Origin of the sequence: Emticicia sp. 17c, from assembly GCF_037153985.1 — a bacterium.
GTDB lineage: Bacteria > Bacteroidota > Bacteroidia > Cytophagales > Spirosomataceae > Emticicia.
Window position 1 is genome coordinate 357,625 of record NZ_JBBAYI010000003.1, and the last position, 14,331, is coordinate 371,955.

The following is a 14,331-nucleotide window of genomic DNA, read 5'->3' on the forward strand; positions in this document are numbered from 1 at the left end:
CTTAAGTTTTATACAAAAATAACCAATAATATTTAGTTTGAATGGTTATTTTCAGGCTCTGTATCTGGCTATTATTTCATCAGACAGGTTTTCGACGGTATCAAGGCCATTGAGCCAATGTATAGGTAAGCCTTTTTTTTCCATACTTCTGAAAAAGGTCATCTGGCGTTTAGCAAACTGATGAATAGCCACTTCGAGTTGTCTGGCCATTTCATCGTAACTCAACTTATTCAATAAATATTCTGTAATAAACTTATACTCTAATCCATAAAACACCAGTTTTTCGGCACTTACTCCTTTATTTAATAGGTGTTGTACTTCTTCTATCATACCCCCCTGCAAACGTTTATGCAAACGCTTGGTAATACGTTCACGACGAACTTCCGCCGGAATGTCTATACCAAAAATCAGATAATCGAGTGGTTTTTCTTCTCTCAATTCTAATTCATTATTTTTAATAAACATCCCTATTTCAATAGCCCTGATAAGGCGTTTTTTAGTAGATGTATCGGCCAGAGGATAATACTGCTCATAGGTTCCAGAAAACATATTCAACAGAAAATCAAGGCTCTGTGCTTCTAATTCTTCTCGTAAAGCCAAATTAATTGGCACTTGCGTGTGCTGATAGTTCTTTAATACAGCTTCGATGTACATACCAGAGCCCCCACATAAAACAGGAGTTTTTTTTCGGGAGCAAATATTTTCATATATATTTTTAAAATCCTGCTGAAATCTTGCTACGTGGTAGTCGTCTCCTGCCTCTACGATGTCAATGAGATGATACGGAACTTTTTGCCCCGAAGCAAGTGTGTATTCTTCATAGTCTTTTCCGGTCCCTATGTTCATGTCTTTGTATACTTGCCTGCTATCGGCACTTATTATCTCTCCATCCATACTGGCAGCTACCCGAACGGCCAGTTTTGTTTTACCCGAAGCCGTCGGGCCTATTATCACAAGTAATTTATTTTTATGTTGCATTTGTTTCCGGCTTAAGTTTTAACAAATATTTCCAGCTACCTGCATTCCATACTTTTTCATTACGCTCGGTCGGTTCGGTTCCTTTCCAAATTCTTTCATGGGTGGCATCAAGCATAAAACTTTGCGGCTGTGTAAGGGCCACACGCTCAAAGCCTAGCTTTTCATAGCTTGAGCCGTCAGACCAGTCTACGTCTGCATAGGTCATGATGTCGTCGGGTTTGTGTTCTCTGATAAATGCCTGCAAGAGTTTATGAAAACCTCCTACAACTGTAAAGCCTTTAAGATTTGCGAAACGAATCAGTTCAAAACTACGGAATTGCACTCCTTCTCTGACAAAAGTTTTAGCATTACTGAATGAAGCAACGGCCATGAGTATCTCGCTGGTGCTATGAGCATTATGTATAACTGAATCTGTAAAAATATTACCTTCCGCCGGAAGAACCCTGAAATAGCGTTCAGGCAAAAAAAGCCCGTATTTGAATTTGGCTGTAGTCGGAATCTGCAAATGATTTTCTTTCAGGAAAGCATCAAGCGTTGGTTTATCAATGCGCCTGCTTTGTGTAAGCCTTGCAGGAATAGTAACCGATTTACCCAGAACAGAAAGTAACCTTGACTCTATAATGGCTCTTCGGGTATACCAAAGGTCTTCCCAGAGATGAATAATTTTCAGATTCATACGGGCAAAGGTAAGCGTCAGGTTCTGAAAGAATGAGCCATCTTCGATAATAGAACCAATTGTTACACAATGAATAATGGTTTGTTTGTCTGCTAAATAAATATAAGGAAATGGAGAAGGCGGAAAGGCATCAAAATTGTATAGAAACGTTGTATTACTATTGTTACGGATAAACGTTGATATTTCGTTGACAAATTGTTTCAAATTTTTAATTATTTTTTAACAGTTTTTCTCAATTTTTTTATTAAAACATACGTTTATTAGTCAAAATCAGATAAAATCGCAAAACTGTAAATGTAAATCCGTTTTCTTATGAAGACTATACGTTTTTTTGCTTGGATGACCAGTATTTTATTTGTTTCATTGGCAAGTTCAGGTCAGACCAATCGTTCATACATGCTGCAAGAAGCCGATGACTATTTTAAGGCCGGCCGTTATTGGGACGCATTCTTCTTGTACCGTGAGTGCGCTAAATTACCAGAATTTCAGTCAGAAAACAAGATTTCTGAACAGGTTAAAAATTCGTCGCAGGCTTTGTATTTAACTAAAAAGTTTAAAGACTACAGAGCTTTGCAAAAATATGAACCTGCCAAAAATAACCTGATTGAACTTATTAGCCTTAACCCAAACGACCCAAATCGTGGGGAGTTACCTAAAATCACATTGGCTCAAGGGGCTGAATTACAACGCCTTGCGTGGCGTCAGCCTACACCACAAGCAACGGCCGATATGTTAAAGAGAGCCATTATGTTTTATCATCAGGCAATCAGAGAAGGTTTAATGGATGAAGCCATTGCCGTAACAATTAGGCAATGCGAGGCGTCGATAAAAGATACTGGTGTTACCGATGTTTCGGTACCTGCATTGGCGGCTGACAGTGCGCAGGATAATAAAACCAATGCCGCCCAAAGTTTAGCACCTGTTGCCAGCCCAAGAAAAGCAGCAACTCCTCCGACGGTAATTATTCTACCGTCACAATCAACTCCAAAAACAAATAATTAATTTTTTCTATAAATAAAAAAGGCTTGCGTTCAGCTGAATGCAAGCCTTTTTTATGCCTTTATAATTCTATTTCAACACAAAAGCAATGGTAGGGTTAATCGGATAACGACCGAATTTGTCACCATAAATAGCCAGCCCCCCATTCATGCTTTCGGGTACTTCCAGTTTTACAACCAACCGACCTGTCTTTTTAGCTTCTTCTATTGCCTTTTGTGGAATATTCACGCTTAAACGGTAGCCATAAGAGCCTGCTTCGCGTAGTTTTTTGTCTCTTAACTGATTGTGCCACGACAAAACACCACGGTGGTCAGATGGATCATCGGGTAAATCATAACGGCCTGCAAATACGCCATTTACATTTACAGCAACCGCACTAGGAAACTTCTTGGTGTCGGTCATGCCATAGGCGTTCTGATTTTGCACAGGGTCGGCTTTTTCTCCAAGCATATAGTTTTCGTTACCTCTTAACTTTTTATCCATATCCTTAGCAAAAAGTTCTTTTGCACCTGCCTCAGCCACAAATGCGATGCTTTCTACCCGATTAAGGTCAACGCCCGAAGGTACTTTAAACACATACTCAAAGTATCCGTTTCCTGCTCCGTTTACTTTAAGTCCGTCAAGTACATTCCATTGTTTTAACGACCATTTAGCATCTTTAAAGTTTTTCGGCTCAACGCTTACTAATTTTGCTTTCTTACCCGATAACAATACCATTTCGTCAGGTGTTGGTGCATCTACAATAAAATTCATCATGTTATGATGTAACTCATTTCCGGCGTTATCAAGCAGAACCATCGACATCGTTACTACTGCCTTTTCGTTAGGCATTTTAACATCTATTGGGTCTAAGGCTTTTTGTAACCACGGTTGGTAGTCAATAGTACGCTCGGTGCTACTCCAAGTTTTTTCCTGCCCTAGAGCATCATATCCATACATATTTATTTTTAAAGTTAACTTACTACCTACATCGGTTCTGTCGGTCATGAACGACGCATAAAGAGGCACCGTTATCAGTTCATTTGGTTGAACTGTTTTTGAAATTTCATTCCCTGTTGAAATATAAAAAGGTGCATGAAAATCTCGGATACTCATGCCTTTTACCATCTCGCCAACACCTGTTTCTTTTTCGCTACGGTCAAAACGTACATACCCATTCCATTCATTAATTACATCGTGGTGTTCAGTGTATAACCATCCGGCAATTTTAGGGTATTTCCTGAATGTGTTCATCATCTGGTGGTAATCCCAGCTCCAGTCACAATCTCCTGTACTTCCTTCATAGCCCCATACATTACCACACTCTGAGTTAATATTAGGCACATCGGTTTGTTTATATCCTTTTTCATAGTGGAAATCGCTGCCAACAAATGTATTGTCGTTGATACTCTTGAGGTGGTCTTCCCATGCCCAACCAGGCAGATACTCATGCCAAGAGTTAATATCAGTTTCGGTGTGACCTGCTCCGCAGCAAATCGAGTTGTCTTCTACCAGACGGGTGTTATCTAATGATTTAGCCAAACGATAAACCGAAGCTACCCATTTTTGCGTTTCAGGTGTATAAACAGATTCTGTTTTTCCGTTAACTGTTTTCTTGGTTTTCAAGCCCCATGTTTCATTAAAGGTAATCCAAGAGAAAATAGCCGGATGGTTAAAATCACGTTTAATCATTTCTTTCAGGGTATACTCAGACTCCTGCTGTGCATTTTTATCGGGTTCGCCCCAACTATTAGGCAAATCTGACATTACAAGCACACCTAATTTATCGGCCCAATATAATTTTCGGGGTACATCTACTTTAATATGGGTGCGTATACCATTTAAACCGAGGTTACGGGCAATCAGGATTTCATTTTTCATAAACTCATCGGTCGGAAACGTATAAAAGCCCTCTGGATGATACGATTGGTCGAGGGTTAGTTGCAGGTATACAGGCTTGTTATTAAGAGCTACGTATTTGTAATTAGTACCGGGTAGGTATACGGTTGAAATCTTACGCATACCAAAATACGATTTTACTAGGTCGTCGCCCAGTTTGGCTGTTACATCATACAGGTATGGGTCTTCGAGTTCCCACAAATGTGCCGAAGGCATCGGAATAATAAACGAATATTCGGCCTTACCCTTAGGGAATGTCTGCTTAACAGCCGTATTGCGGTCACCGCCTACATTTACAGTCATTTCTATATCTTTTGGTGCAGGTTTTGCCAGATAGGTAGTTACTTTTAGTTCCTGCTTGTCGATATCTGGCGTAAAATGGAGGTTCTCAATATAGTTTTGTCCGCGCGCTTCCAGATAGATGGTTTGCCACAATCCGCGGGCATTGCCATAGCCTTGTTTTCCGTATAGCGTGAAATCCCGACGTTTGTCGTCCACTCTTATAACCAGATTTTGCTTAGCTCCATATTTAATATTAGTGAGTTCGAACGAGAAAGGCGTATACCCCCCCTGATGAGAACCTAGTTCTTTTCCATCGAGCCAGACTGTTGTTTTCCAGTCAGACGCTCCAATGGTAACAAACACACGTTTGCCTTTCCATTCAGGTTTTATTACAATCTGTTTTTTATACCACGCAATATCGGCTTCATCTTTTACGCCTGATAAGGGCGCACCCCACGGAAAAGGCACATTAATGGTTTTGGTGAAAGGTTTGGCAGATGCTTGCCATTTTTGGGCAAGTCCTACATCATTTTTATCAAATTCAAAGGCCCAGTTTCCATTCAGATTCTGCCAGTCGGCTCTTTCAAAATCGGGGCGTGGATGTTCAGGTAAAGGGATATTCTCCTGGGCACTAGCCGTAAAGAGAAAAAGTGAAAACAACAGGCAAAGTAATTTGTCCGGACGGGTCATATAATTTATAAGTTTGAGATTAAATAGATTTTGCTTGGCGAAATTAAGGAATTTATATATTTGCGTTTTAATTATTTTAAAAATCTTTCAATCATGCTTTTAGAAATAGGCGATACCCACCGTTATGAATTCAGATTTTCGCAAGAAGATGTACAGAAATTTGCCGAAGTGACTGGCGATAAAAATCCGCTACATTTAGATGCTGACTATGCTGCCAAAACGCGTTACAAACGTCCGATTATTCATGGCCATTTAAGTAGTAGTATTTTTACACGCGTACTTGGCATGGAATTTCCGGGTGAGGGTTCTGTGTATATGAAACAAGAAACAGAGTATTTGTTCCCGATGTTTGTAGATACCGACTACGAAGTTATTTTTACTGTTATGAATGTTGACCGTGAAAAACATATAGCTCAAATAACCGGAGAAGTGTTTATTAAAGGAACCTCCCGAAGAACAATCAGAGGGCTAGCTACCTTGATGCACCCCGAAAAAATATAAAGAGATAAGCTCGAATACTGGGCTTATCTCTTTATACTCAATGTCAAAACTCTCAAATCTACTATTCTGATTTGGCATTTTTCATGGCTTGCACTTCGGCTCTTGTCGCTTTAGCCCAAGAAGCTAGCTGTGCCATGCCTGCTCTAACTCTGGTGCCTGCAGCTTTATTACCCTTTTCATAAAATTTGTCAAAATCTCCTGCTAAGGATGCAACAAGGTCGCTTAGTTCTTTGTACTTATTCATAGTAACTGCAAAGGATTTGGTTAATAAATAAATGAAATATTTGCTTAACTGATAAATAAACTACTTGCAAGTTATATATATTGACAAAAATTACAAATTTTTCTATAAAAAATACCATCAAAAATGGCACTTTTATTAAAAAAAACTAAAAAGTCGGGCTTCAACCCGACTTTTTAAGGTTTTATTACGATAAATATTGTTTTTTTGGCCTGCTCAGGCCAATTTTTAAGCTACTGCCAAAGGTGCATATTCACCAGCCTGTAATTTAGCCTGTACTTTCTCAAAACAGTTCATGGTATACTCAACATCTTCTAAAGTATGTGAGGATGTCGGAATAATACGCAGCATAATTACACCTTTAGGAACAACCGGATAAATGATTACTGAGCAGAAAATGCCCATGTTTTCTCTTAAATCACGGATAAGATTTGTTACTGTCGGGAGGTCATAATTACCATGCAAAAACACAGGTGTAACAGGCGAGGTAGTATCGCCAATATCGAACCCACGCTTACGGAAACCATCCTGCAAGGCACGAACGATTGTCCAGAGGCTTTCTCTGTATTCAGGGTGATTTTTGATTAACTCAAGGCGTTTCATCCCCCCTAACACATACGGCATTGGCAAAGCCTTTGCATAGGTTTGTGAACGCATATTATATTTCAGGAACATAACCACGTCAGGATCGGCGGCAATAAATGCTCCGATAGCCGCCATCGACTTTGCAAAAGTACAGAAGTGGAGGTCAACTTCATCTTGTACCCCAAAATGTTCAGGTACACCTGCTCCAGTGGCTCCCATTGTTCCGAAACCGTGGGCATCATCAACCAACAGGCGGAAACTATATTTTTTCTTTAATTCTACGATTTTATCAAGGCTACCTACTTTACCCGACATCCCGAACACGCCTTCTGTAATTACCAATACGCCACCACCTTTTTCTTCAGCCATTTTAGTAGCTCTGATAAGGTTTTTTTCGAGGCTGTCCATATCATTATGCACATACTTGTAGTATTCGCCTCCTTTGGCTTTGTGCAAACGGATACCATCTATTAAACAAGCATGGCTTTCGGCATCGTATACAATTACGTCACGGCGGTCAACGATACATTCAATTACCGACATAACACCCTGATACCCGTAGTTTAGTAAAAAAGCGTCTTTTTTACCTACATAAGCCGCTAGTTGCTTTTCAAACTCTTCGTGCAATTCGGTATTTCCTGTCATCATTCTGGCACCCATCGGATACGCCAAACCGTATTCTGCTACGGCCTTTGTATCGGCTTCGCGTACTTCAGGATGGTTAGCCAAACCCAGATAGTTATTCAACGACCAGTTTAACACACGTTTGCCGTTAAATTCCATATAAGGCCCTAGTTCGCCTTTAAGTCTTGGGAAAGAATAATAGTGGTGAGAGTTGAGCAGTTTTGCTTGTGTACCAATATGCCCTAAATCGCTAATTGTTTTATCAAAAATATCTTTTGCCATTATGGTAAGTATAAATGAAGGAACGTGTTTTTTCGTTGCCTGATTAAATTAACAATAAAATGATGAAGAAGTCTCCATTTTTTAACAAAAGTACCATTTTTTAAGAATCTTCCCAAACGCTTACCAGTAAGGGTAAGAGTTTTTATGAAAAATATCCAAGATTTTTATGATAAATTTCAAAAATAAATGAGATTTTAATGTTAATTCGTAGCTTAAAATCAAGCTATTAATTAAAACAAGACACTCAGCGTTTCAATATGCCAACAATTAAAAAAATTCTTGTAGCCAATCGAGGTGAAATTGCGCTTCGTGTCATGCGTACGGCTCATGAGATGGGAATCAGTACAGTAGCGGTTTTTTCTGAAGCCGACAGAAACGCACCACATGTGAAATATGCCAACGAGGCCGTTTGTATTGGCCCTGCTCCTTCCAAAGAATCTTATTTATTAGGTAACAAAATTATTGAAGTAGCTAAAAGCCTCGGCGTTGATGCCATACATCCGGGGTATGGCTTCCTTTCCGAAAATGCTGGTTTTGCACAGGCGGTACAGAAGGCCGGACTTATATTTATTGGCCCATCGCCCGAATCAATAGAGATAATGGGCGATAAACTTTCGTCGAAGCACGCAGTAGCCAGTTATAATATACCAATGGTACCCGGTACTCCAGATGCCATTACCGACCGCATTGCCGCCAAAGCAAAAGCTGCTGAAATAGGGTATCCGATTCTGATAAAAGCCAGTGCGGGTGGCGGTGGTAAAGGAATGCGCGTAGTAGAACGTGAGGAAGAATTTGACGAGCAAATGGACAGAGCCGTTGGGGAGGCTATTTCAGCTTTTGGCAATGGTTCGTGTTTTATTGAAAAATATATTACAAAACCAAAGCATATAGAAATTCAGGTAATGGGCGACCAACACGGCAACGTGGTTTATTTATTTGAACGCGAGTGCTCTATTCAACGTCGGCATCAAAAAGTGATAGAAGAGGCCCCGTCGGCGGTACTGACTCCTGAAATCAGAGAGGCCATGGGCATCTGTGCCGTGAATGTAGCTAAAGCCTGTAACTATTATGGTGCGGGAACGGTGGAATTTATTGTTGATGAAAACCTGAACTTCTATTTTCTGGAAATGAACACCCGCTTGCAGGTTGAGCACCCTGTTACTGAGTTAATTACAGGAATTGACCTTGTAAAAGAAATGATTCTTGTGGCAGAAGGTAAACCTTTGAGTATTAAACAAGAAGATTTACAAATAAAAGGCCATGCCATTGAAGTGCGCGTGTGTGCCGAAGACCCCACCAATAATTTTCTGCCTAATGTGGGTACACTCCAAACGTATGTACGCCCGCAAGGAAATGGCGTAAGGGTTGACGATGGCATTGAAGAAGGTATGGAAATACCTATTTACTACGACCCAATGATTGCCAAACTGATTACTTATGGCAACGACCGAACTGAGGCTATCGAGAAAATGATTCGGGCTATTGATGAATTCAGGATAACTGGCGTAGCCACTACTCTACCGTTTTGTAAGTTTGCCTTGAAACATGAGGCATTTGTGAGTGGGCATTTTGATACACGTTTTGTAAGCCTCTATTTTACGCCTGAGGTATTACAGCACCAAGCCGACAAAACCGAACTGGAAATAGCCGCCGTTTTGGCAGCGGAGCTTTTAAAAAATAAAAACAAACCCGCCTTAAGCAACGGAACGCCACAAGGTGAAGGCCATAACAGCCGATGGAAAAATAACAGAGCAAAATTGCGTTAAGAAAAAAAAGTTGCTTGTGGTTTTGTTTAAATAAAATCAACTTTTATATTTGCAGTCCCAAACGGGAAAGGAGAGGTGCCTGAGTGGCCGAAAGGAGCAGTTTGCTAAACTGTCGTACGTCTAAAGCGTACCGCGGGTTCGAATCCCGCCCTCTCCGCGAGAAACAAAAAGAAATTTTTAAATTAAATATTTGTTTTTAAAATAAAATTTTCTACCTTTGCACTCTCAAATTTTAGATACCGCCCTCGGGGTGTAGCGTAGCCCGGTATCGCGTCTGCTTTGGGAGCAGAAGGTCGTCAGTTCGAATCTGGCCACCCCGACAGGATTAAAAGCCTTATAACAAGCACGTTTTAAGGCTTTTTTTATTTACATTTTTATCTTTTTACCTACGGATCCAAAGTATCTTAATTAATTTCTTGATTTTCATTAATTAACTAGGCTCCAATTCAGTAAAATGATGTACTGCCGAAATCAGGTATAATGGGCAAACATTTTATTTACTTTTCCATAATCATCAAAAAACATCACTTCAATTACACGTTTGTTCATAATAGACTTATAATAGAGTGCTACTGAATTTACCCCTTCTACGGCTTCTATCAATTCAAAATGTAGGTCGGGTACTTTATTAAGGGCTGTTTGCCAGTAGTTTCTGATAGCCGTAATATCGTCTAGTGTTCCATCCTCTACCCCCATTATTGTTTTAATCATAGGTGTAGTAATGCTTAGGTCATTACTATAATGGCTCAGGATTCTCTCAATGTCATGGGAATTCCATGCAGCAATCCATTCGTCTGCAAATTTTTGTAACTCAACATTTGCCATAATTTTCCAGATTTTAATTGTTTATAATAAGTACTCCTAAATTGTAATGCAACCGATAAACCCCAACTTTATGCTAAGTTTAGGTATCTTGAGATGGAATGATTTCAGAAAATATCCCACAAAAAAAATCTCACCAGATGGCTGGTGAGATTCTCTTATTGACCGAATGCCTGATTTTCAACAAGCAAATCTGAAACCTATGCCATGTACATTTTCTATTTTAATGTGGGGATCACTCGAGAGCATTTTTCTGAGTCGGGTAATAAATACATCGAGGCTCCGGCCGAGAAAATAATCATCTCTGCCCCAGATGGCCGTCAGAATCTCGTCACGTTTTATTACCTGATTTTTGCGTTCGCATAAATATTTCAACACTTCTGCTTCACGGTGAGTTAGTTGTTCTGCATGGTTATCCGATTTTAACGATAATTGATGATAATTAAAATCATAACTACCTATTTTCCATTTCCCCTGCCCTTCTGTGGCTTCTTTATTGATTTCCTTTCGTTTCAGAAATACTTTTATACGCAGGTTTAATTCTTCAATACTGAATGGTTTTGTTACGTAATCATCGCCGCCCACTTTCAGGCCAGCAATGCGGTCTTCCTGCATTCCTTTGGCTGTCAGGAAAATAATAGGTATTTGCTGATTCTGTTTCCTGATTTTCTCAGCCAACGAAAACCCGTCTAACTCTGGCAACATGACGTCGAGCAGGCAAAGGTCATATTTTTCTTTACTAAAACTTTTCCATGCTTCTTTGCCATCCTGAAAATGAACAATCTCGTATCCTTCCATTTCAAGGTTATCTTTTGTTACATAGCTCAGGTTTGGGTCGTCTTCGACGTATAAGATTCTTGGCATAATATTATTTTTTCAAACTATTCCTGTTTTATAATAATAGTAAAGGTACTTCCTTTTCCGGGTTCGCTTTCTACCTTCATGTCCCATTTATGGGCTTTTACAATTTCTTTTACATAACTCAAACCTAGCCCGAAACCCTTTACGTTATGGGTGTTTCCGGTAGGTACCCGATAAAACTTATTAAAGATTTTATTCAGGTGTTCGGGGGCAATTCCGATGCCCTTGTCGCTGATTGAAAGCCTGATACTCTCCCCTATATTCTCAGTTTTTATGCGCACACAAGGTTTCTTACCCGAGTATTTTATGGCATTTTCGAGCAGGTTTCTTACTAAGCTGATAAGTTGGGTACGGTCGGCATAAATACTAGTTTTGGTAGCTTTAAGGTCAAGTGTCAGGTCATCTTCCAGTTCAGCTTTTATGCCTTCGGTTACATCATCGATAATACTATGTAATTCCTGCAATTGAATATTAAGTTCCATTTTTCCGCGTTCCATACGGGCTGTATTTAGAACGGAATCGACCTGATTTTTCAAACGGTTATTCTCTTGCCTGATAATATGAATATATTTTTTTAAACGCTCGGGCTGCTCCATTATTTTAGGTTGGCTCAGCACATCGGTAGCTACCCGTATGGTTGAAATAGGTGTTTGGAACTCGTGCGTCATGTTATTAATAAAATCACGCTGAACCTCACTTAGTCGTTTCTGTTTCAGAATAATAAACATGGCATACCCAAAAAATGCGGTTACGATAAGTGTTATTAATGACGAAATGACCCATATATCGAGCCTGCTTGCCAGATAACTAGTTTTACTAGGAAACCTTACTCCAAAATAGTTAAGGTACTTGTCTGTTTTAGGCAGCGCCTTCTTAGCTGTTGAGCTTTCTTCAAAGTTAGAGTTAATGTAAGCTCCGTAAACTATTTTGTCGGTATTACAATCATAAATACCATATTCAAAATCGGTTTGCAGATTTTGTTTTTTAAATTCTTCTTTCAGATAATGCTCCAGCACATCAGCATTTAATGGCATACGCAGATTTGCCACATAGTAATCAGAAGAAAGCTGGCTTACAGGGTTTTCGATACTGGAAAGTTTGTAAAGTGCAGATATTCTGTTGGCGACATTCCGTAAAGAAATCATGACAGTTTGCCGAAACTGTTGTTCTTTTAAATCGAAAGCACGCTTAACCCAATAGGCTTGCACTGCAATTATTCCCGTAATCGAAAGCGTGCCTAGTATAACCAGAAGTCGGATAGTATTTCTATTCAAAACGGGAGGCTTTTTTTGGTAAAATTATATAAAAGTAGTTTTAAAGGCAAAATTTTAACAAGAAGTTTAGTGAGTGGTTATTGAAAAAATTATGTAAAATCTAAAAAATCTTTTAAAAAGGTCTATTCTTCTTTGAAAAAGCAAATTTTCTACCTTTATTTGCCCTATTCAAAGAATCTTATTTCTAAACGAAGCATTAATTTCTCATTTCCCTAATCACTATGGAAAAATTGCAAACCCTCGATTATGTTGTATTCCTGTTTTATTTCATTATAGTGTCAGGCTATGGCTATTGGATTTATAAGAAAAAACAAGCAAAACAAACCTCAACAAAAGATTTTTTCCTTGCGGAAGGTTCACTTACTTGGTGGGCTATCGGAGCTTCATTGATTGCATCTAACATCTCTGCCGAACAAATGATTGGGATGTCAGGAAACGGCTTTTCAATGGGTTTAGCTATTTCAACTTACGAGTGGATGGCTGCTGCAACACTCATAGTAGTAGCTGTTGTTTTTATGCCTATTTACCTGAAGAATAAAATCTTTACTATGCCGCAGTTTTTAAGTCAGAGGTATAATCCGACAGTAAGTTTGATTATGGCTATTTTCTGGCTAGGCTTATATATTCTGGTAAATTTGACCTCAATCTTATACTTAGGGGCATTAGCTGTGTCTGGAATATCTGGAATAGACTTCTGGGTATGTATGTGGGGGCTAGCTATTTTTGCCATTATTATTACTATCGGAGGGATGAAAGTAATTGGCTATACTGATGTTATTCAGGTATTTTTTCTGGTAATTGGTGGCTTAGCAACAACATATCTGGCAATTAATTTAGTTTCTGACCAATATGGCTTGTCAGGGTTGGTAGATGGATTTAAAGCAATGACCCAAAATCATAATGACCATTTCCACATGATTTTAAATAAGGGGCAAATGATGTATCCTAATGGAAAAGGTGAATTGCAGGATGCTTTTATGGAACTCCCTGGCCTGACAGTACTTCTTGGCGGTATGTGGATTGTAAACCTTAATTATTGGGGATGTAATCAGTATATTACTCAAAGAGCCTTAGGTGCAGACTTAAAAACTGCCAGAAATGGACTTTTGTTTGCGGCCTTCCTGAAACTATTGATGCCTATTATTGTAACGCTTCCGGGTATTGCTGCTTATGCTTTGTATAGTAAAGGTTTGTATCAACAAGAAATGTCTGTGAATGGGCATTTAGTTGCCGACAAAGCCTATCCTGTTTTATTAAACTTATTACCAATAGGCTTAAAAGGCTTATCTTTTGCAGCTTTAACGGCAGCGGTAGTTGCCTCTCTGGCTGGAAAAGCAAACAGTATTTCAACAATTTTTACGCTGGATATATTTAAACAATACATTGGTAAAAATAAAACCGAACAAGAGCTTGTTAAAATAGGTCGAATTGTCATTGTGGTAGCTATGATTCTGGCAATCTTAATCTCTCCTTATATGGGCATAGACAAAGAAGGCGGATTTCAGTTTATCCAGAAAATGACAGGCTTGTTATCGCCGGGTATTTTTGCCTCATTTGCGATGGGCTTTTTCTGGAAACGCACTAACTCGGCAGGTGCTTTGTTTGCCATCGTAGGTGGTTTTCTTATTGCGCTTTCGATGCACAATAACTGGCTTCCGTTTACTGATTGGACACAGGTTCCGTTCCTTGACCGCATGGGCCTTGTATTCCTGATTTGCGTAGCCGTGATGTTTGTTTTAGGTTATGTATTACCTGATGAAGGTAAAGGTCTCGAAATAGATGCCAGTATGTTTAAAGTACAAGGCACATTTGCAGTAGGAGCCGTAGCTGTTATTGTGATTCTTACTTTCTTGTACTGGTACTTCTGGTAAA

12 protein-coding genes and 2 tRNA genes are annotated in these 14,331 nt (G+C 39.3%); 6 read left to right on the forward strand and 8 right to left on the reverse strand.

Annotation, left to right across the window (positions count from 1 at the left end; all coding sequences use genetic code 11):
- Nucleotides 1–51: 51 nt before the first annotated feature.
- Together miaA and WAA15_RS09275 are read right to left on the reverse strand one after the other, a co-directional pair.
- Complete coding sequence (gene miaA / locus WAA15_RS09270) at nt 52–978, reverse strand: tRNA (adenosine(37)-N6)-dimethylallyltransferase MiaA (RefSeq protein ID WP_337042452.1); 927 nt, start codon at nt 976–978, stop codon at nt 52–54.
- A complete protein-coding gene (locus WAA15_RS09275; protein WP_337042453.1) occupies nt 968–1,858 on the reverse strand; it encodes a hypothetical protein in 891 nt (296 codons plus the stop codon). Before WAA15_RS09275 ends, miaA begins: the two co-directional genes overlap by 11 nt.
- Nucleotides 1,859–1,966: 108 nt before the next feature.
- On the opposite strand from WAA15_RS09275, the gene WAA15_RS09280 reads away from it, so the two are divergent.
- Nucleotides 1,967–2,656: a hypothetical protein gene (locus tag WAA15_RS09280; protein ID WP_337042454.1), complete on the forward strand. Its 690-nt coding sequence runs from the start codon at nt 1,967–1,969 to the stop codon at nt 2,654–2,656.
- Between the two features lie 66 nt (nt 2,657–2,722).
- Here the strand turns inward: WAA15_RS09280 and WAA15_RS09285 are convergent, their stop codons facing one another.
- A complete protein-coding gene (locus WAA15_RS09285; RefSeq protein ID WP_337042455.1) occupies nt 2,723–5,503 on the reverse strand; it encodes a glycoside hydrolase family 2 protein in 2,781 nt (926 codons plus the stop codon).
- 93 nt (nt 5,504–5,596) lie between these two features.
- Between WAA15_RS09285 and WAA15_RS09290 the strand changes: the two genes are divergently transcribed.
- The gene (locus WAA15_RS09290) at nt 5,597–6,004 is read left to right on the forward strand and encodes a MaoC family dehydratase (RefSeq protein ID WP_337042456.1); all 408 of its coding nucleotides are present in this window, start codon (nt 5,597–5,599) and stop codon (nt 6,002–6,004) included.
- A 61-nt stretch (nt 6,005–6,065) separates the two neighbouring features.
- Here WAA15_RS09290 and WAA15_RS09295 read toward each other — a convergent pair whose 3' ends face one another.
- Nucleotides 6,066–6,248: a histone H1 gene (locus tag WAA15_RS09295; protein WP_337042457.1), complete on the reverse strand. Its 183-nt coding sequence runs from the start codon at nt 6,246–6,248 to the stop codon at nt 6,066–6,068.
- Between the two features lie 225 nt (nt 6,249–6,473).
- Nucleotides 6,474–7,736: an aminotransferase class I/II-fold pyridoxal phosphate-dependent enzyme gene (locus WAA15_RS09300; protein ID WP_337042458.1), complete on the reverse strand. Its 1,263-nt coding sequence runs from the start codon at nt 7,734–7,736 to the stop codon at nt 6,474–6,476.
- A gap of 257 nt (nt 7,737–7,993) precedes the next feature.
- Between WAA15_RS09300 and WAA15_RS09305 the strand changes: the two genes are divergently transcribed.
- From WAA15_RS09305 to WAA15_RS09315, 3 genes are all read left to right on the forward strand, one after another.
- Nucleotides 7,994–9,502: an acetyl-CoA carboxylase biotin carboxylase subunit gene (locus WAA15_RS09305; RefSeq protein WP_337042459.1), complete on the forward strand. Its 1,509-nt coding sequence runs from the start codon at nt 7,994–7,996 to the stop codon at nt 9,500–9,502.
- A 69-nt stretch (nt 9,503–9,571) separates the two neighbouring features.
- Nucleotides 9,572–9,659: transfer RNA gene (locus tag WAA15_RS09310), tRNA-Ser, on the forward strand.
- Nucleotides 9,660–9,748: 89 nt separating this feature from the next.
- A tRNA-Pro gene (locus WAA15_RS09315) sits at nt 9,749–9,822 on the forward strand.
- A gap of 151 nt (nt 9,823–9,973) precedes the next feature.
- Here WAA15_RS09315 and WAA15_RS09320 read toward each other — a convergent pair.
- The 3 genes from WAA15_RS09320 to WAA15_RS09330 form a co-directional block, all read right to left on the reverse strand.
- The gene (locus tag WAA15_RS09320; protein ID WP_337042460.1) at nt 9,974–10,327 is read right to left on the reverse strand and encodes a nuclear transport factor 2 family protein; all 354 of its coding nucleotides are present in this window, start codon (nt 10,325–10,327) and stop codon (nt 9,974–9,976) included.
- Nucleotides 10,328–10,504: 177 nt separating this feature from the next.
- On the reverse strand, nt 10,505–11,188 hold the full coding sequence (locus WAA15_RS09325; RefSeq protein WP_337042461.1) for a response regulator transcription factor: 684 nt from the start codon (nt 11,186–11,188) through the stop codon (nt 10,505–10,507).
- A gap of 17 nt (nt 11,189–11,205) precedes the next feature.
- On the reverse strand, nt 11,206–12,459 hold the full coding sequence (locus WAA15_RS09330) for a sensor histidine kinase (RefSeq protein ID WP_337042462.1): 1,254 nt from the start codon (nt 12,457–12,459) through the stop codon (nt 11,206–11,208).
- Between the two features lie 221 nt (nt 12,460–12,680).
- Between WAA15_RS09330 and WAA15_RS09335 the strand changes: the two genes are divergently transcribed.
- Nucleotides 12,681–14,330 (forward strand): sodium:solute symporter family transporter, encoded by a 1,650-nt coding sequence (locus WAA15_RS09335; RefSeq protein WP_337042463.1) that lies wholly within the window; start codon nt 12,681–12,683, stop codon nt 14,328–14,330.
- Nucleotide 14,331 lies beyond the last annotated feature (1 nt).